This is a genomic window from Arcobacter roscoffensis (assembly GCF_024267655.1).
Classification (GTDB): Bacteria; Campylobacterota; Campylobacteria; order Campylobacterales; family Arcobacteraceae; genus Arcobacter_B; species Arcobacter_B roscoffensis.
Genome location: NZ_CP100595.1, coordinates 1604433 through 1624449 on the forward strand (window position 1 = coordinate 1604433; position 20017 = coordinate 1624449).

Sequence of the window (20017 nt, forward strand, 5' to 3'; positions counted from 1 at the left end):
GTCCTTTTTTTATTTATTTTATACTAAAAGCAGTGCCTTTAGTATAAAAAAATTGTCATTTCATGAATAGCTATATTACCATGGACCTTGAAATCTATCTGGTTTATGATGAACTTTTGTTTTATGTTTTGTAGCTCTTCCATGAACTCTTTTTCTCCATCTTTTAAAACCATCTTTACTTAGTAATTTTTTCATTCTTTTTTTGACTTGATTTTCTGTAAGTCCGTATTGAAGGTATATTGCATCAAAAGTTGTTCTGTCTTGCCAAGCCATTTCTATTAGTCTGTTATCATCAAATTCTTGCATATCACTTTCTAACTCTTTAGGCTTTTTAGGTTTGTGAAGTTTTTTATAGTACATATATTAATCCTGAATAGTCCATATAAATTTTGAAGCATCAAACTTTAACGCTGGAAGTTTTGCTAAAATATTATTTTTAGTTTCATCACTTATAGTTTTTGTTCTTGATAATATCCATAAATATTCTCTATTTGGTGATCCAACAAGTGCATATTTATACTCTTCATCAAGCATTAAAACCCAATAATCCCCATAAAATGGCCTAAAGAAACTAACTCTTAGTTTACTATTTGTTTCGTCAACTGCATATGCAACACCAGTTGCCTCAGTTTTTTCACCTGTTTTTATTTGAGTACAAGAGTTTATTACTTTTATATCGCCATTATCTTTTAAAGAATAGTTTGCTTTTACATTTTTACAACCTTCTTCAAATCTATGCTCGAACCTTGCTATTTCATACCAAGTTCCAAGATATTTTTGTATGTCAACTTTATTTACTGTCTCTAAAGGAGGATTTTTTGAACTACATCCAAAAAATAAAAATGCAGTAACTAAAAGAATTAATATATTTTTCATGCTTGCCCTTTTTGTTTTTATTTTATATAATATATAAACTCTTTAGTAGGCTCAAAATGTAAGTTCATATCTTAAGATTTACTTAGACTTATATTTGGACGAGGTTTGTTTTAGTGGTGCAATTACACGACTAAAACTACAAAAAGCCTTTGTAGGCTAAATATGAAGATTTACTATGTTTTATTAGTATTTAAAACTATAAAAAGGTTGTGTTTTGTTCACATCAAATATAAATGAATTAAATTTCTTAGCAAATATCAAAAAAGACAATATTAGTAGTAAAAATGAAGAGTTTTTAAAAGAAGTTAAAAACTCATTAGATAAAGACTTTAAAACAGATAAAACAACTAGTCTTAGTTTTGAAAATATAAAAAATATTTCACTTGAAGAAATAGAGTATCTTTTTGAAAATGAAGAAGATAAACAAATAGCAAAAAACTTAAGACTAGCGACACTTTTTTCAAATGATGAAAATTTATCAAAAGCTATGTTTAATACAGTACTTGGTAAACCTTTTAATATGGGCTTTACTTTTTTATCAACTAAATATGAAGATAAACACAATTATTTTTCATCACAAAATTCAAATAGCAGTTTAAGTGACTTACTACATAAAAGTGCAAGTTACAAAATAAATAATGAAAACTTTAAAACAACTGATAAAATACCCCAAGAGCAACTTGATGAAATCTTACTTGAGATAAACTCTTTTTCTTTTTTAGATACATTAAGCAGTTCTTATAAAAACCAATATGATACTTACAAAGATGAAAATAATGATTATTCATTTTTGTACAATGACTACTATTTACAATATGAACAACTAAAACAAGAGTATAAAAATGTTCAAAACCAAAATACAAATTTTATAAAGCAGTTTTAAATAGTTTTAAATAAATTCTGTCATATACTTTCTATAAAGTAGGGGAACATAGTTTTTTTGACATTTTTCATTTTTTCGCTCATCTATACTTACAGCTTTGAAAAAGGTATTCCATAAGTTTTGAAACATTTGTTCGTCATCAGAAACCTTTGGTTCTTCAAAATCTAAAACTTCTTTTACTCCAATATAATAATCATTTTTTATGAAAGCCACTTTTCTATTTATATCATGTATTATGTACTTTTGATTATTTAACCTTTTAAAAAAATGCTTACCTAAAAAATATACTACATTAAATTTTGTTTCAATTTTTGCATATAAAGTTCCATCTTCTAGCTCTTCAAACCTCGTAAAACCAGTCATTTTATGTACGTGTCTAAATAATTCTTTTTGTAGATTATCTATATAAAAAACTGAAGAATTGTTTATATTAAAAAGTTCACTTTTGTTTTTAAAGCCATAAATAACAAATGCTAAAAGTTCTAATTCAAACTCTTTTGTGTCACACATAAATGTATTAATAATTTTTTCATAAGACTTTTTATCAAATTTTTCTTCAATTGCTTTTAGTACTTTTAGGGCATTTTCTTCATCTGTTTTTATGAGTTTTATCTCTTCTAAAATCAAGGTTTTAGGTTCACTTCTTAATATTTTATTAGGTTTATACTTTTTATAAAACACCTCATATACAAGACTTAAAAAGCCTTCAAAACTTCCATCATATTGTAAAATCATCTTATATCTCACCTGTTATAGCACTATAATCCATATCAAATAAACTTGCTTGAATTATCTTTTTTTTAGGTGGTTTTACTATTGCTTGTTTAATATCTTCTTTGTAAAAAGCTACATCTTTTTGGTATTTTCCTTTACAAGTTATGAAATATCTAGCTCTTTTTAGAGATATTTTTAGCTTCTTCAAATCCTCAAAATCTAAACTTTTAAATCTTCTAGCTTTTAGTATTTTAAATACACCTCTTACCCCAATACCTGGAATTCTTAAAAGTTCATCCTTGCTTACTTTGTTTATTTCCATAGGAAAATACTGTAGATTTTGTAAAGCCCAAAATGTCTTTGGGTCAACATCTTCATCTAAGTTTGGATTTTGCTCATCTACTATCTCATCCCAAGTAAAGTCATAAAATCTCAAAAGCCAATCAGCTTGATATAGTCTATGTTCCCTAAGTAATGGTGGTTTTGTTATAATAGCAGGTAGATTTTTGTCATCATTTACTGGAATATATGCACTATAATACACTCTTTTTAACAAAGCTTTATCATATAAAACTGAGCTTAGTTTTAATATATCTTTATCACTCTCAGGAGTAGCACCAACTATTAGTTGTGTGCTCATTCCTATGGGTTTTGTATCTTTTTCTAGGCTTATATCTCTTGCATATTTTAAAGGCTGTAGTACTTTTTCTTTTGTTTTATTTGGAGCTAAAAGCTTTAAAGATTTATTACTTGGTAGTTCTATATTTGAACTTACTCTATTTGCTAAGGATACTACTTCACGTATTAGCTCATCACAAGAACCAGGGATTAGTTTCACATGGATATAACCATTAAACTTATACTCAAATCTTAGTATTTTTAAAGCCCTTAGTATTAGATTCATAGTATGGTCTTCATCTTTTACAATTCCAGAACTTAAAAAAAGACCTTCTATATAGTTTCTTTTATAAAAGTTTATAGTTATGTCTGCAAGCTGTCTTGGAGTAAAAGCTTCTCTTCTTATGTCATTTGATTTTCTATTTATACAGTATGAGCAGTCATAAATACAATGATTTGTAAATAAGACTTTAAGTAATGATACACATCTTCCATCCGCTGTATAAGTATGACAAATTCCGCTTTTATGAGTAGCTCCTAATTCACCTGTTTTATAGTTACTATCACTTCCACTTGAACTACATGAAACATCATATTTTGCCGAATCTGCTAAGACTTCCATCTTTTTGTATATACTATTTTTCATTTTGCAATTTTAGTATAAAAAACTACATACACTTAAAAATATTTCAAATTGTAATATAATATTTTCAATACCTATTTCTTAATTATTTATAGAAATTGACATGAAATTTGTAAGTTTCACTATTCAAATAGTGTATTTTTTATTCTATAATACATAAATTAAAAAATTAAAGGAAATTTCTATGAGTTTTACATACGATTATTATAACCCAACAACTATTCACTTTGGAAAAGGAAAAATTGAAGCTATAACTAAACATATCCCAAAAGACAATAAAGTCTTGATAGTTTACGGTGGTGGTTCTATCAAAAAAAATGGAGTTTACGACCAAGTTGTAAAAGCACTTGAATCTTATGAATTCTTTGAGTTTAGTGGAGTTGAAGCAAATCCAACTTATGAGACTATGAACAAAGCAGTTGAAGTAATAAAAGAAAATAACATCGATTTTGTACTTGCTGTTGGTGGTGGTTCTGTTATAGATGGATGTAAGTATTTAATTGCTGCTTCACAATATGAAGGTGATGCATGGGACTTTTTAGATGGAAGTGCTCAAGTTGAAAAAGCTTTACCCTTAGGTGTTGTTTTAACTTTAGCAGCAACTGGGAGCGAATCAAATACAGGTGCAGTTCTTACAAAAAGAGAAACAAATGAAAAAAGATTTTTCCACTCAGTTTTATCATTTCCAAAATTTGCAGTTTTAGATCCAAGTGTTATGGCTTCGTTAAGTGATAAGCAACTTGCAAATGGCTTAGTTGATGCTTTTGTTCATACATGTGAGCAGTATATTACAAAAGCAAATACATCACTTTTACATGATGGTTATGCTCAAACTATTTTAAAAGGCTTAGTAACACTAGCTAATGACTGGGAAAATAGAAGAGAACTAGTTTGGTTAGAAAACTTAATGCTTCTAGCAAATCAAGCCTTAAATGGTTTTATCGGAACTGGTGTAACACAAGATTGGGCTACACACTTTATAGGACATGAATTAACAGCTTATTATGGAATAGATCATGCAAGAACACTTGCAATTGTTCAACCTTCACTTTTAAGAGTGTTAAAAGAAGATAAAAAAGACAAAATCCTAAAAATGGGAACAGAGGTTTTTAATATAAATGAAGATGAAGAAGCTGTTATTAAAGCTATTGAAAACCTATATGAAAAAGTAGGGATTTCAACAAATCTAAATGATTATGAAATTGATGATAAAGTGATTGAAAATGTACTTTCAGGACTTAAAATACATGGAATGACAGCTATTGGTGAAAATGCTAATATCACACTAGAAACAAGTGAAAAAATCTTAAAAATGTCTATGAAGTAGATTCTGTAAAATAAATTCTTGCCTAAAGAGCTATTTTAGCCTCTTTAGGTGGATATCCAAAATACTTTTTAAAATCTTTTGAAAACTGTGATACTGACTCATATCCAACTGCATAAGCTGTATTATTAACTTGCATATTCTTCTGTTCTATAAAATCTTTTGCTTTGTTTAATCTGATTTTTTTAATATATTGAAGGGGAGAATAAGATGTGATATTTTTAAAGTGAGTATGAAAAGATGAAACACTCATATCCTCTTGCTTTGCTAAAGTAGGAATGTCTAAAGGTTGATTAAAATTATCATGAATACTTTTTAAAGATTTTGATATTTTAGCTTCTTGTTTTTGTTTTAAAAACATTTTATGTAAAAAATGAGAATTACTATTTGTGGCAATTCTGTAGTACAATTCTTTTAAAATTGACTCACCTAAAATAGCTGATTCTTCTTTTGATTTAAGTGTTTTTAAAAGTCTTAAAACTATATCCTCTATTTGAGGAGTTACACTATCTTGAAATACTCCCATTTGTATTGTCTTACAGTTCTTAGCTTCTTGGTTACTAAGTGATGAAATAATATCAAACATCATCTTTTTATCAATATCAATGGCTAAGCAAATAAAAGGCTCTTCTTTTGAAGCATAAGTCTCACACTCAAAAGGAAGACTAATAGGAACTACTAAATAGTTATCTTTGTTGTACTCAAAACTCTTATTTGGTAAATATCCAAGTTTCTTACCTTGCAGTACTAAAATCAAACAAAACTCATAAGTTAATGGTTGTCTTTTTGAATAATCAATTGTCTTAAAAAGTTTCACGCTATTTATATTTGTTTGATTTATTAACTCATTTTTAATAAGTTTATTTGCTTCTTGTAATATTTCTTTATTCATTTGTAAATATTAATCCTTAAATGTATCTCTAATTTTTAGAAAATCATCTAAATTATCAAAGAAAATATCTATAAGCTTTGGATCGAAATGCTTAGCTTTTTCTTCTTTAAATAATTTAAATATCTTTTCATCTTCCCAAGCTTTTTTATAGCACCTATCACTACCTAATGCATCAAATACATCTGCTAAAGCTGTAATTCTTCCATAAATATGTATTTCCTCACCTTTTAAACCATTAGGGTAGCCTGTACCATCCCACTTTTCGTGGTGTTGTAATGATACTATGGCAGCTGTTCTTAAAAGAGGTCTTGGTGAATGTTTTAACATATCATAGCCTAGTTTCGCATGTGTATTCATTATTTTTCTTTCATTATCATCAAATCTACCAGGTTTATTTAAAATAGAATCAGGAATAGCAACTTTTCCTATATCGTGCATAGGGCTTGCTTGTTTTAAAAGTTCAGCTTCTTTTTTACCTAAACCATATTTTAAAGCTAATAGTTTAGAATATTCAGCAACTCTTTTTACATGATTTCCTGTTTCTTTACTTCTACTTTCACCAATTGAGCCCATTGTAAAAACAACTTCTTTTTGAGTGTTTTCAATCTCATTATTTAAACTTCTTATTTCTTCTAAGCCTTTATTTACTTCATCTTCAATTTGTTCAAAACTCATAACTACATTCTTGTTAACTTTTATTGATAATATTAAAATAAATAATACTGTAAGAACTAAAATAAATAGCACAGTATAATAAAATTTATCAATAAAACTTTCAGATAATCTATCAATATTGTTTTTAGTTTCATTTAAAAGTTTTGTATTTTTATCTACAATAGAAAATATTTCATTTTCTAAAAAGAGTTCTTTGTTTTTAATCTCATTTAATTGTATTGAGTATAACCCAATCATCTTTGCAGTTTTGTAGTACTCATTAACTAAGTGATTGTTATCAATAAAACTTAATTCATTTAGCTTTTCAATTTCTTTTAACCACTTATTTAAATACCTTGAATTTTTATGTTGAAAAAGTGTTTCTTTACTATAATATTTTATATTAGATAAAGTTTTGTAACTTTTTATATCTTTACGCTTTTCAATAATTCTTTCAATCTTATTTCTTTGAAGATTTTCATTTGGGTATTTTTTAGCAAAAAGATTTGTAAGCTCAATCTTTTTTGTTTGTATCTTGATAATTTCATCAAAATATTTTTCAATTGTTTTTTCGCTCTTTGAGATTTTTTCAAGATTGATTTTTATTTCATCATATTTATGAATATCTTTTATGAAGTTGTCTATAAAGTCTTTAGTAGTGTCGTTTTTAAATATATCTAGTATCTCTTCAAATTGAAGTTCAAAGCTTACAAAGTCATTTTTGATTTTTTTGATTTCATTTATTGTTTTAGTATTTAGTAAGTCTTTTACTAAACTATTCATTTTATGTTGCGTATAAACTAAATTTGAGATATTACTCTTTGTTTCATTATTTTCTTTTACTTGATAAAGAGTTAAACTATTAATCATAAATATTACTATTATTGAGAAAATAATTATTAAAAAACTAAACTTTACTTTTTTCTTTATATTCATCACTTAACCTTTAAAATATATTTTAACTATTGTTCCAGTATTTACTTCACTTGTTAACTTGATACTTCCATTGTGGATTTTTACTATTTTTTTACAAATAGCCATTCCAAGTCCTGTTCCACCTGAATTTTTGTTTCTACTTTTATCTGTTCTGTAAAACTCTTCAAATATTCTTTCTTGTTCATCTTTAGCAATTCCAATGCCACTATCCTCAACGCTAATTACAGTTGAGTCATTTTCTTTATAGCAAGAAATCTTTACAATACTTTTTTCAAAACTAAAATTAATAGCATTTTTAATTAGATTTTTAACAGCTATTTTCAATAAAGATGCATGACCTTTGATTTGACTCATATTAGTAATATTTGTTTTTAGTTGTATATTTTTTGACAGGGCATAAGACTTTAACTCTTCCACAGATTCCAAGGTAATTTCATCAAGATATATATCAGTATAATTATCAGAAATTGCAGTGTCATTTTTCGCTAAAAATAGTAAATCATCAATAGTATTTTGAATTCTAAGTACTTCATCTAAACATACTTCTAAACTGTTTTTGTACTCTTCCTTATCTCTATCTTTTCGAAGAGCTATTTCTATTTCACCTCTTATAATCGTAAGTGGAGTTTTAAGTTCATGGGATGCATCACTACTAAACTGATTTATTTTTTTAAATGATATTTCCAATCTTTGAAGCAAGTTATTTATTTCATCAATTAATAAATCAACTTCATCATTACTATGAAGTTTTTTGACTCTTTGTGATAAATCAGAAGCATTTATTGATTTTAGACTATTTAGTATTTCTTCTATGGGTTTAAATGATTTATATATTAAAAAATATCCCCCAGTAATAGAGAAAACAAGAACAATTGGTATTATAAAAATAAGTATATAAAAAAGATTTTCAAGGGTTGAATTTAGTATCTTATAATCTGTAGCAACTTGTAGAATATACTCTTTATTTTTTATATTAAATACAATGTTTCCTACTATATAGTCGTTTAACTCTTTAAAAACAATTTTATCTTTTTGTAATTCATCTTGAAAAACTTTTATATTTGATGGGAAACTAGTAGTATTGATTATTTTTTTGTCTCTGTTGTTTTCAACTAATCTTATATATAAAGGAGAAAAGTTATACTCTTTTTCTTCATTATATAAATCAAACTGAAGATTAGACTCGTGGTCTAATATATCATCTACAACATCCAAAATTATAACTTTTAAAGAAGTTTGCATTTTATCTAAAGTCGAAATTTTAAGGGTTTTATAGATTGATAAAGATAGTACAATCAAGATTATAAATTGAATTATTATATTATAAAATAAAAGCTTTTTCTTTATTGATAGATTAGTCATCACTTATTTTAAACCCCATTCCTCTTACTGTTTTAATAAGTTTTTTCTCAAAAGGTTTGTCTATTTTATTTCTTAATCTATAAATATATACATTTATGATATTACTTATATTACTATCTTCCATATTACTTAATGAAGATAAAATAACACTTTCCGATAAGACCTTATTTTTGTTTCTAACTAAATATTCTAGTAAAGAAAACTCCTTAGCTGTTAATTCTATTTTTTTACCCGCTCTTTGTATATTTTTTGTTAGTAAATCAAGTTGTAAATCATCAATAGCAAGTAAAGTTGTTTGAGTTTCAGTCTTAAGTCTTAATTGAACTCTAATTCGAGCTAAAAGTTCATTAAAAGAAAAAGGTTTAGGAAGATAATCATTAGCACCAATATCAAGACCTTTTATCGTATCTTCTGTGCTATTTTTTGCAGTAAGCATAATAATTGGGGTGTTAATATTTTGTGTTCTTAATGTTTTACAAACTTCAATGCCATCTTTTATAGGAAGCATTATATCAAGCAATATCACATCATAATCATTTACAGAAGCTAAGTAAATTCCTTCTTCGCCATCTAAACAATAATCAACACTATAAGACTCTTCTTCAAGACCTTTTTTCAAAAAATTTACTATTTTTATATCATCTTCAACTATTAAAACTTTCATAAATATCCTAATTCTTTTTAGTTATAAAAATTATATTATAAAAATATGAATATAAAATGAATACTATTAATAAATAAGATTTATTAGGCTTATTTCACTATCAGCTTTGTATCTAAAATCAACTCCCCAAGTACCGATTCCTTTATTTACATAAATTGCAGTTTTATCTATATAATGAAGTCCATATAAAAAAGGCTGGAACAATTTTACAATATAATGAAAAGGGTATATTTGACCACCATGGGTATGTCCACATAAAAATAGATCTATATAATTTTTTGTAGCATATTCATAATCCTTTGGTTGGTGAGCTAGAAGAATAGAGTTTTCATATTTACTAAGAGTATTTAATAGTTTTTCTTCATCTCTTTTTATTCTAAAAAATTTTGAAAATCTATCACTTAATCCACCAATAGCAATTTCCTTATCTTTAAAATCAATAAATTCAATCTTATTATCTAAAAAAGTTATTTGACTTAATATGTTCTTTAATTCATCTAGGCCATAAAATAAATCATGATTACCACTTATAAAATAAGCATTTCTTAGAGTATTTAACAATAATAACTTATCTTTTATTTTTGATACTTTACAATCTATAATATCACCTGTAATAAATAGTACATCATATTTAGTTTTTTGACATAAATCTATTAATTTTTCAATATAAAATATATCGGTTTTTGTATCTATATGTAAATCACTTAAATGTAGTATTTTAAAACCATCTAAAGCTAGTTTCTCTACTTTTATATCTAATTTATTAATTGTATTTGTTTTCATATAATTACATATCGCTAAATTTAAAATTATATTTAATATCAATTTTATTTCTTACTGCTAAAAAAAGTAGTGTAGGGGGTTCTAAATTATAATCTGTTAAATTAATACTAAAAACTCCATCAAAGAAAACTTTGTTGTTTGATTTTGATATTTTTGTTAATGCTTTTACTTTTCTACTTACTTTATTTAGAGATATAAAACCTTCAATCATATAATTGTCTTTATCAATTTTTCTTACATTAATAAAATCAAAACTTATTTTTGGGTTAATCTTTGATTTTAATAAGTCATACATATTTTTATCTCTACTAGAATCCTCACTTTCCAAATCAATACTATTTATCCAAATTGTTCCTTTGATATTTGAAAAATCATTTTCATACTGTAAGTTTGTATATATTTTTTTTGTTTTAGGATCTATATTTTTATCCCCAAATATTTCTGTATGAGCTATTACTTCTCCATTTTCTAGTACTAATTTATTTGCAGTAAGTGCAGTAATAGCAAATAAAACTAATAATATTAATTTATACATTTTTTCTCCTTTATTGATATATTATAAGAACTTAAAACTTTTAGAAGTGATATCAAAAATATAATTGGCACATATAAAATCAAGTTTTCTAAAGCTACTAAAAGTCCTAACCCAGAGGCTATCCAACCTATAAAAATCATATAAATGCAAATAGTTCTAAAATCTTTTTTTATTATTCCTCTTAAAATAGCCACATTGTAATATGAAATAACAAAAGGATAAACTATTCCTAGTAAAGCAGCTTCTTGCAAGAAAAATAGTAAATAACTTAGTGCGAAAAGTAAGATGACAAATATCTCATTTTCAAACTTTTCAAATTTAAATGTAAAAGCAGCTAATACACCTACTATATGAAATACAATAATTTCTAAAGTAAATCCATCTCTCCAAATTGAAATACTAGCATCCCTAGAAAGAGTTTCAAATAGTGCAGAGTCTATAAAAACCCAAAGAGTCATTGAATACAATGAGTATGAATAGCTTGGCAAACTTTTCATTTTTTCATTATCTTTTATAAATAGAACACTTATTAAACAAACCAAAGAAAAAATGATTGCAATAAACTGTCTATCTGAAGGCTCTATTATAAAAAGTGCTGTACCTAAAGTATAAGATAAAGCTAAAGCAAATGCCAATTGAAGCGTTGAACTTTCTTTTATTTTCTCAATTATCAAAGGGGCTAATCCTCCAACACTTAATCCAAGTAAAAAAAGTAAGACTTTTGAAAAATCTGGATAAGCTAAACTAACACTAAATTGTAATAGCAATAACAAAACTATTTTATTTTTAGAAGATAACTTAATAAAATAAACTAAAATCGAACCAATAATCCCTCCTATAGCTATTGGTGATATTGCATAAATGTTCGATGAGAGATATTCAACAATTCCTGTTTGGGCTATTAATAAATAAAAGCTTAATTCAAAAGATATAAATATACTTAAAGCAATTTTTGAAAACATGAAAACTCCTTTTTGTAAAAAATTATGAAAAACAGCACTGAAAAAGATAAGTCAAAAACTGTAATAAAAAGTGCTTCATAAGATAAACTTCCATTTAAATATAAAGCAAAAAACATAGAACTAACAAAAATTCTAATAATTGCAGTAAGTAAAGTAAACTCATATTGAGATTTTTTAGAAATAAAAGCAAAATAGTGGATTATTCCTGTAGTAAAAACAAAAATAAAAACAATGTACTCATAACTATTTGAAAATTTAAAACCTAGTAAAGGATATAAATAACTTCCAAGAAAAATTAAAATAATTCCAGTTGAACCATCACTTAAAGCTCCTAATAGATTATACTTTTGTAAAGAGTTTAGCTTTAAATCTAGTTTTATTAGTTTAAAAAAAGATATAAATACTACTATTCCAAATAGAGTTCTTAAACTCCATAATATTTCTATATCACCTTTAATAACACCTGCTTGTACAAATCCTGATATACTTAAAACTAAAAATATCCCAAGAATTCCATACAAATAATACTTGTAAAACTTTATATCTTTTAAACTATTTATATGATTTGATAAAATTGCAAAAGTCATAAATAAAATTGAGACTCCCATTGCAACATGGGCATGAGCTACAATCAAATCATTTCTATGAAATAACCATCTAAACTCTGGAATAAAAAGAATATTTCCCTCAATATCCACAAACAAAAAGGCTAATATAGATATCAATAAAACATATTTAGGTGTTTTTGATATATGTGCATCTTGAAACCATCTATAAAGTAAAGGTATATATAAAAATGTTAGATATTGTAAAAACCATTCTTGCTCATATGTTAGTGAAGCAACAAAACTTCTATAAAGTACAGATAAAATATAAAAAACAAATGGAATTATCCAAAAAATATGCCATCTTGCATTAAAATTACCTTTATGAAGAAGTTTGATTATAAGATAATAAATAGGAATTAAAGCAAAACTCATACCTAAAGTATTATCGCCATGTGGTCCACTTATAGTACTTTCTACTTGACCTATTATTGGATTCATTAATATCAAAAGGCAAAATGGTGCTATTATTACAATTGCTAAAGATACTTTAATCCATAATGGTTTAACTTCATAAAGTTTTATATATTCATATAAAGCTAAAGCATAAAAAACTCCACTTACAGCCAAGATAAAATTTAGTTCATAAGGGAAGTCATAAAAAGCTAAATCTCTAGTATTTCCTAAAACTAAACTACTTATCATAAAAACTAAAAATATATACCAAAAAATTGAATAAAGCCCTAAATATCTAAGTCCTTTATCACTTTTAATTCCATCTTTATTTATAAGTAAAAATGGTAAATAAGAAAGCATTAAAGGAATAAAACCATATAACATCAATGAAATATGTAATGATCTTACATTTGATGGTAATAAGGTATTAGAATTAATAGAAAATCCTAATAAATTAATAGAATATACTATTCCAAAAAATATCCCTAAAAAAAGAAAAATCAAAGAGATTTTGAAGTTTTGATTTATGAAACTACTGAATTTGTCCATCTTTCACCTCAATTATTCTATTTGATAATTGTGCAAGACTCTTATCGTGCGTAGCAACTATTACTGTGATTCCTTCTTTTGATAACTCTTGAAATAGTTTAAAAACATTTAAAGAGTTTTTTGAATCTAAATTACCAGTTGGTTCATCTGCAAAAAGAACTTTTGGTTTATTTATAAGTGCTCTTGCTATTGCAACTCTTTGTCTTTGTCCTCCTGATATTTCATTTGGAAATTTATTTAGAAGCTCCCTAATATCTAATAAATTAAAAAGTTCACTTATTTCTTTATCACTTGCTTTTTCATTAGCTATTTTTATATTTTCAGCATTTGTAAGATAGTTTATTAAATAGTGAAATTGGAAAATAAAGCCAATATTATCTTTTCTAAATTTATCTATATTTTTTATTTCTCTATATTTTTTATTTTCAAAAAATAGTTCGCCACTTTTTTCTTTTAAAAGTGTTGATAAAATTGAAAGTAGGGTAGTTTTACCACTTCCACTCTCACCAATAATAGATATAAATTCACCTTTTTTAATACTTAGATTTATATTTTTTAAGGCCAAATCACCATTATAATCATGAGAAAAGTTTTTTGCTTCTATTATCATATTTTATCTCCTTGCATTAAAATTATTGGATCAATTTTAGATACATTTAAAGCAGGGATTATTGAGCCAATTACAGCCATTAAAATTGAACAGATAAATAGTGTAAGGCTTAAAGAACTACTTAAATGTGCATTGATATATCCATGAAATAGCTCAAATTTTTCAATCATCAGAAGAAATATATTTGCTATAAAAAATGCAGAAATAAAACTAATAAAGCCCAAAATGGCTGTTTCTAAAACTATTTGATTAATAATTCTTCCCGTTGAAATTCCAATAGCCTTTTTTATTCCAAATTCACTTTTTCTTTGATTTACAGTAATACTCATAATACTTACAACACTTAAAAGTCCCATACAAAAAGCTACCGATGAAATAAGCTTAGAAGAAGTTCTGATAATTTCAAATTGGTTATAATTATCTACAAAGCTATTTGTAGATTTAACTTCAATATCGTTTGATAAGTCTTGTGTATTTTTTATTATGAAATCTATATCTTTTTGAATATTTGTATTTACTAAAAGAAATGAAGCTGATTTATTAAAGATTTTAGAAGCTTGATTTATATTTAATACAACTCCACCATTTTCAAAACCAATTTCACTTCTAAATACTCCAGAAATTTTGTACGTATCTTTTGAAATTTGAATACTGTTTTTATTTTTTAAAGAATCATATATAGATTTTCCTACTAAAACTTCATTATCTTTTGGATATGAACCTTTTATTAGTGTATAGTTTGAAAATCTATTTTTTGTTACTCCATATACAGCTACAATTGGTAGTTCTTCAACAGGACTTGCCCCAACAACAACAGCTGATACTTTTTTAACTCCATCAAACTCTTCTATTTTATGAATAAGATTTATATCTACATTTGAAAAAAATGTATCAGAAATCTTTGCTTGAGTTATTATAATATCTCCATCATTTTTAAGCATAGAAGAGTACATATAAATAATGCCATTTGATATTGAACTAATTAAAAAAATAGAACAAATACTAAGGCTTAAACTAAATAATATTAGTAAGGTTTTAAGTTTATTAGCTTTTAAAGCTTTTAAAGCAGTTCGCATATATCTCCTTTTCATTATAGGAAATATAGCTGCAATTGATGAATTAAATATGAATAGGGTATGAACTTTTATTCATAAAAAAGAGTTTTTAGGTATTCTTCTGCTGTTTTTAAATGTTCATGTAGTTTATCTTCTGACATTCTATTTAAAAGAGATATTTGCATTTTCATTCTAGGATTATCTTTGAAAAGATGTGAGTATTTATATAAAAATCTCCAATATAAAGCATCAACTATTTTACACCAAGGCTCTTTTTTTGAGTAATCACTCATCTTTATAAGATAATTAGAACTTGCTATATATGGCTTAGTAGTTATACTTCCACCATCACTAAAACCACTCATTCCATAGACATTTCCAAGCATTACCCAATCGTAAGCATCTATATAGTTTTGCATAAAATACTCATAGACATCATTTGGCCTTATTTCTAAAAGTAAAAAGATATTACCTAAAATCATAAGTCTTTCTATATGATGAGCATAGGCTGTTTTGTCTACTTTTTTTATTACATCATCCAGTATATCTATTCCACTTTTTCCATCAATAATTGCTTTTGGCATTGAGTTTTTAAATTCAAAAAAATTAGAGTTTCGCAATCTCACACCATCATCTTCATAGATTTTTAGCATAAACTCTCTCCAACCAATAATCTGTCTTATAAATCCTTCTTTGGCATTATATGGAGCATGTGCATTTTTTATTTTTTCAATTACATAGTTTAAATCAAGTAAACCTATATTTAAACTGCTTGAGATATTTGAGTGGAAAAGATAAATAAGATTAGTATTTTTTGTAATTGCATCTTGGTAGTTTCCAAAGTTGTCAAATTTTTCTTTTACAAAATACTCAAGTTGTAATCTAGCTTCATCAAAAGAAATAGGGTAATTAAAATCTTCACAAACACCTACAGTATCAAACTTTTGACAATACTCTTTTGCTTCATTTATATAGTCATTTTCATAAGATAGTGTTGCAGGAATAAATATATCTTTTGGAAGTTTCTTTCTATTATCACTATCAAAACTATATTTCCCGTATAAAGGTTTTCCGTTTTCCATAAATATATCAAGCTCTTTTCTTCTGTGCATATAAAAATGGTGTAGAAACTTACTTTTATCATCAGGATGTAAAAAGTTTGGATTTTTAATAGTATGTATATTTTCAAAATTCTTATAAACTTTCTTTTCTAAATAATCATCAAAAAGTTCATATATAAAAATTTCATTAGTTTTGTATTTTTCTAAATAGCTTTCATCCTCAAAATACTCAACATCAAAAGCATTTTGTTTTAAATAATTTTCATAAAACTTCATAGAGGCTCTATGAAGTACTAACTTTTGAATATGAAATTTATATTGAGTAAAAAATAAAGGCTCTTCTATTAAAACTATTTTTTTGTTTTTTAAAATATCAGTATTTTCAAATAACTGATGAGGATAGATTAAAAAAATATCCATTAAAATATTCTTCTTATAGGTTCAGGGGATGGCTTAGCAAAATAGTAACCTTGTGCATAATCTACACCTAGTTTTTTTACCATTTCTAACTCTTCTAGTGTTTCAACACCCTCGGCTAATATTTGAATATTGTTATCAATAGATATTGATTTTAAAGCTTTATAAACTGATTGTTTAAGCTCATTTGTATCAATACCATCTATTATATTTCTATCAACTTTTATAATATCAGGTTTTATATCAATAATCATATTTAAAGAAGAGTATCCCTCTCCAACATCATCTAAGGCAATTTTGAAGCCTTGTTCTCTATAGTAGTTTAAGATTTGTTTTAAATGCACTTTATCTTGTACATTTTCAGTTTCAACTACTTCAAAAACAATGTTTCTAGGGTCAAGTTCTAGTTGTTTAGCCCATTTAACTGTACTTTGCAAACAAAATTTTGGGTCATAAATAGCTGTTGGTAAAAAGTTTATAAAAACTTTTGAGTTTATTTTTTTTACTGCTGCTGTTTTAAGTGCAGACTCACGACAAAGTTTATCTAGTCTAAAGTTTGTATCATTTCTATTTGACTTTTCAAAAAGATCATTTGGATACATCAAGTCACCATTTGGTAAAACACCTCTTGTCAAACATTCATAGGCATGTATTTTATTTGTTTTCATATCAATTATTGGTTGAAAATGCGTAGTTAAAGTCTCACTTTCTAGTATCTCAAAAAAGCTATTATCTTTAATGAAATTTAGATAAATATTTAAAGGCTTAGCTTTTAAAACAGAAGTAATAGATAAAAGCTCATTAGTAGTTTCAACAAATATTTTTATCTCAGCTTGCTCAAATTGAGTGAAATTCTCATCAAAAAACTCTACTTGATTTTCAAAAAAAGTTCTAGCATCATCTATATCAATACTGCAAATATGTTCTTTAAGTCTTAGATTATTCTTATCTTTTAAAAGAATCTTACACTTATGTAATAACTCTGGAACTACAGTTATAAAGTGAATTGTTGCTTTTTCATTTTTTATACAAAAATTTTCATTACATTTACAGCTCATATTTTATCCTTATGGTGCTAATCTATTTACTTCCCAAGAATTATCTTCTTTTCTTTTATACTCAAACCTATCATGTAATCTATCTTTTCCACCTTGCCAAAACTCTATTGTTTCAGGGACTACTTTATATCCACCCCAAAAAGAAGGGAAGGGTACTTCTCCTTTTGAAAACTTATTTTTTATCTCATCAAACTTTGCTTCAAGTAAGCTTCTTGAACTAATAACCTCACTTTGATGTGATACCCAAGCTCCAAGTTGACTACCTTTAGGTCTTGATAAAAAGTATTTCATAGAATCAGTTTTACTGATTTTTTCAATTCTTCCTTCCATCTTTACCTGTCGCTCTAAACCTAACCAAGCAAAGTGAATAGCTCCATATGGGTTTTCATCTATTTGCACTGCTTTTTTGCTTTTATAGTTTGAGAAAAATACAAAACCATCTGTATCAAAGGTTTTAAGTAGAACAGTTCTAATTGAAGGTTTCATATCATTTCCAACTGTAGATAAGCTCATAGCATTTGGCTCTATAAGATTTGCATCTATTGCTTGGTTGAACCATATCTCAAACTGTTTAAAAGGGCATTCATCTAAATCTTTAAAATCTAAACCCTTTGTCATATACTCTTGTCTCATTTTTGATAAATCAAACATTATCAAGCCTTATTGTTTAATTATAGTGATTACTAGCTCACCTACTGTAAAACCAAACTTTTTCATCTTTGAGTGGTTTATAATAACTCCATCTTCTTGTAAATGTAACCAATCTTTCACATCTATATTGATAGTTGAATCATTGTAAGGAACTTCCATTGTATAGTCTATCATTACTGTGTTACCATTTGACTTAAGTATACCTTGCCCTACAATATCAGAAGCAGTTCCTATATATTCATTTTTATTTTTTGAAGGTATTAGAGTCCACACTCTTCTTTGTTTTTCACCGTTATTATAAACAAAATATTCATCTAAAGTTCCAACTCCATCTTCATCCCATGAACCAATCATCTTAGCCTTAAAAGATTTGATTATCTTTCCACTTCTATCTTTTACTAGTCCATATGCTTTTAGTTCCCCATTGAAATAATCTTTTACTACAAATTTAGGGCTTGTTTCATTAAAGTCTTCAAGTTTCATAGCTCCACATCCTGTAAAAAGAAGTACAATAAATAGTACAACTAATAGATTTTTTGTTTTCATGCAACTAAACCTTTATTTAGGTGCATATTTTGATCTCTTGTAAATACTACTTGAACAAGATTTACATTTCTTGTTAAAAAAGCAGCCTCACAATAATTTAAATACATTTTCCACATTCTAATAAAATAATCATCAAAGCCTAAGGCTTTTATCTCTTTAATTCTAGTATTAAAATTTTCATACCAAATATTTAAAGTTTTTGCATAATCTTCTGTAAACTCTTCCATATGTAAAAGATTTAGTCTTGTATGTTTGCTTGTGCTTTTTAAAATTCTTGATACACTTGGAAGATGTCCACCTGGGAAGATATATTTTTGAATAAAGTCAGTTCCTTTAGAATAAGATTCATATCTATTATCAGGCATTGTGATAATTTGTAGCGCTAAAACTCCACTTGGTTTAAGTAAGGCTTCACATTTTTTAAAGAAAATATCAAAATACTCTTTACCTACTGCTTCAAACATCTCAACTGCAATGATTGCATCATATTTACCCTCTAAATCTCTATAGTCTTTTAAGAAAATATCAATACTCTCTTCAATTTTATTCTCTTTAAACTTTTTCTCACATAATTTTTTTTGTTCACTACTTAAAGTTACAGTTGTTACTTTACACTTTCTTTCTTTTGCTAAGTGCATTGCCATAGATCCCCAACCAGAACCAATTTCAAGTACTCTATCACCTTCTTTGATATTTAATTTATTTGCTAAGTGAGATATTTTTCTTTTTTGAGCCTCATAAAGTGATTCATTTGGATTTTCAAAAATAGCTGCTGAGTACATCATAGTTTCATCTAAAAATAGTTTATAGAAGTCATTTGATAAATCATAATGCTCTGAGATATTTTTTCTAGAGTTTTTCTTTGAGTTTTTTCTTAAAAGATGTTTTACTTTATTAAAATGAGGTAAGATATTGATAAAGAAATTGTTTTTATCATGCTCACTTTTTACACCTAAATCATCAGAGTTTATCAAAGCTAACTCAATAAGTTTTGTTAAATCATTTGTTTCAAAATCCTCATCCATATAACTCTCAGCAAAGCCAACATCACCATATAAAGCTATTTTTGAAAAAAAACTATAGTTATTTAGTTTTAAAAATACTTCTTTTTCTTCCTTATTACCATAATGATTTATCTCGTTGTTTGGAAATTGTACTTTTAAATTTCCTTCTTTTAATTTTGAAAAAAAAGAGTGTCCAAATTTATGCCATACCTTTTTCAT

Annotated in this window: 20 protein-coding genes and 1 pseudogene; 2 read left to right on the top strand and 19 right to left on the bottom strand. The window is 26.2% G+C overall.

Going from position 1 to position 20017, the window contains the following annotated elements:
* Positions 1 to 75: 75 nt before the first annotated feature.
* Both NJU99_RS07405 and NJU99_RS07410 read right to left on the bottom strand, forming a co-directional pair.
* On the bottom strand, positions 76 to 360 hold the full coding sequence (locus NJU99_RS07405; RefSeq protein WP_254575280.1) for a TIGR03643 family protein: 285 nt from the start codon (positions 358 to 360) through the stop codon (positions 76 to 78).
* 3 nt (positions 361 to 363) lie between these two features.
* Complete coding sequence (locus NJU99_RS07410) at positions 364 to 876, bottom strand: lipocalin family protein (RefSeq protein ID WP_254575281.1); 513 nt, start codon at positions 874 to 876, stop codon at positions 364 to 366.
* 214 nt (positions 877 to 1090) lie between these two features.
* Between NJU99_RS07410 and NJU99_RS07415 the strand changes: the two genes are divergently transcribed.
* Positions 1091 to 1759, top strand: coding sequence for a hypothetical protein (locus tag NJU99_RS07415; protein ID WP_254575282.1), 669 nt, complete (start codon positions 1091 to 1093; stop codon positions 1757 to 1759).
* A gap of 6 nt (positions 1760 to 1765) precedes the next feature.
* Here NJU99_RS07415 and NJU99_RS07420 read toward each other — a convergent pair whose 3' ends face one another.
* Together NJU99_RS07420 and NJU99_RS07425 are read right to left on the bottom strand one after the other, a co-directional pair.
* The gene (locus NJU99_RS07420) at positions 1766 to 2494 is read right to left on the bottom strand and encodes a TIGR03915 family putative DNA repair protein (protein ID WP_254575283.1); all 729 of its coding nucleotides are present in this window, start codon (positions 2492 to 2494) and stop codon (positions 1766 to 1768) included.
* A gap of 1 nt (position 2495) precedes the next feature.
* Positions 2496 to 3737, bottom strand: coding sequence for a putative DNA modification/repair radical SAM protein (locus tag NJU99_RS07425; RefSeq protein WP_254575284.1), 1242 nt, complete (start codon positions 3735 to 3737; stop codon positions 2496 to 2498).
* 181 nt (positions 3738 to 3918) lie between these two features.
* Between NJU99_RS07425 and NJU99_RS07430 the strand changes: the two genes are divergently transcribed.
* On the top strand, positions 3919 to 5061 hold the full coding sequence (locus NJU99_RS07430) for an iron-containing alcohol dehydrogenase (RefSeq protein WP_254575285.1): 1143 nt from the start codon (positions 3919 to 3921) through the stop codon (positions 5059 to 5061).
* A 22-nt stretch (positions 5062 to 5083) separates the two neighbouring features.
* Here the strand turns inward: NJU99_RS07430 and NJU99_RS07435 are convergent, their stop codons facing one another.
* The 15 genes and pseudogenes from NJU99_RS07435 to NJU99_RS07505 all read right to left on the bottom strand — a co-directional run bounded on the left by NJU99_RS07435 (position 5084) and on the right by NJU99_RS07505 (position 20017).
* Positions 5084 to 5950, bottom strand: coding sequence for an AraC family transcriptional regulator (locus tag NJU99_RS07435; RefSeq protein ID WP_254575286.1), 867 nt, complete (start codon positions 5948 to 5950; stop codon positions 5084 to 5086).
* Between the two features lie 9 nt (positions 5951 to 5959).
* Positions 5960 to 6562 (bottom strand): annotated as a pseudogene (locus NJU99_RS14995) (HD-GYP domain-containing protein); the annotation flags it as partial.
* A 981-nt stretch (positions 6563 to 7543) separates the two neighbouring features.
* On the bottom strand, positions 7544 to 8902 hold the full coding sequence (locus NJU99_RS07445; RefSeq protein ID WP_254575288.1) for a sensor histidine kinase: 1359 nt from the start codon (positions 8900 to 8902) through the stop codon (positions 7544 to 7546).
* Entirely contained in the window at positions 8895 to 9566 is a 672-nt protein-coding gene (locus tag NJU99_RS07450; protein ID WP_254575289.1) for a response regulator, read from the bottom strand. Before NJU99_RS07450 ends, NJU99_RS07445 begins: the two co-directional genes overlap by 8 nt.
* A gap of 66 nt (positions 9567 to 9632) precedes the next feature.
* Positions 9633 to 10349, bottom strand: a complete 717-nt coding sequence (locus NJU99_RS07455; protein ID WP_254575290.1) for a metallophosphoesterase — start codon at positions 10347 to 10349, stop codon at positions 9633 to 9635.
* A gap of 4 nt (positions 10350 to 10353) precedes the next feature.
* Complete coding sequence (locus NJU99_RS07460; protein ID WP_254575291.1) at positions 10354 to 10884, bottom strand: YceI family protein; 531 nt, start codon at positions 10882 to 10884, stop codon at positions 10354 to 10356.
* Positions 10872 to 11846: a hypothetical protein gene (locus NJU99_RS07465; protein WP_254575292.1), complete on the bottom strand. Its 975-nt coding sequence runs from the start codon at positions 11844 to 11846 to the stop codon at positions 10872 to 10874. The genes NJU99_RS07460 and NJU99_RS07465 overlap by 13 nt, the downstream gene beginning before the upstream one ends.
* Positions 11825 to 13396: a hypothetical protein gene (locus NJU99_RS07470; RefSeq protein WP_254575293.1), complete on the bottom strand. Its 1572-nt coding sequence runs from the start codon at positions 13394 to 13396 to the stop codon at positions 11825 to 11827. Before NJU99_RS07470 ends, NJU99_RS07465 begins: the two co-directional genes overlap by 22 nt.
* Complete coding sequence (locus NJU99_RS07475) at positions 13380 to 14006, bottom strand: ABC transporter ATP-binding protein (protein WP_254575294.1); 627 nt, start codon at positions 14004 to 14006, stop codon at positions 13380 to 13382. Before NJU99_RS07475 ends, NJU99_RS07470 begins: the two co-directional genes overlap by 17 nt.
* A complete protein-coding gene (locus NJU99_RS07480; RefSeq protein WP_254575295.1) occupies positions 14003 to 15082 on the bottom strand; it encodes an ABC transporter permease in 1080 nt (359 codons plus the stop codon). Before NJU99_RS07480 ends, NJU99_RS07475 begins: the two co-directional genes overlap by 4 nt.
* Before the next feature lie 68 nt (positions 15083 to 15150).
* Positions 15151 to 16542: a cryptochrome/photolyase family protein gene (locus tag NJU99_RS07485; RefSeq protein ID WP_254575296.1), complete on the bottom strand. Its 1392-nt coding sequence runs from the start codon at positions 16540 to 16542 to the stop codon at positions 15151 to 15153.
* On the bottom strand, positions 16542 to 17597 hold the full coding sequence (locus NJU99_RS07490) for an EAL domain-containing protein (RefSeq protein WP_254575297.1): 1056 nt from the start codon (positions 17595 to 17597) through the stop codon (positions 16542 to 16544). Before NJU99_RS07490 ends, NJU99_RS07485 begins: the two co-directional genes overlap by 1 nt.
* Before the next feature lie 9 nt (positions 17598 to 17606).
* A complete protein-coding gene (gene pdxH, locus NJU99_RS07495) occupies positions 17607 to 18248 on the bottom strand; it encodes a pyridoxamine 5'-phosphate oxidase (RefSeq protein ID WP_254575298.1) in 642 nt (213 codons plus the stop codon).
* Positions 18249 to 18257: 9 nt separating this feature from the next.
* A complete protein-coding gene (locus tag NJU99_RS07500; protein ID WP_254575299.1) occupies positions 18258 to 18794 on the bottom strand; it encodes a DUF3833 domain-containing protein in 537 nt (178 codons plus the stop codon).
* Entirely contained in the window at positions 18791 to 20017 is a 1227-nt protein-coding gene (locus tag NJU99_RS07505) for an SAM-dependent methyltransferase (protein WP_254575300.1), read from the bottom strand. Before NJU99_RS07505 ends, NJU99_RS07500 begins: the two co-directional genes overlap by 4 nt.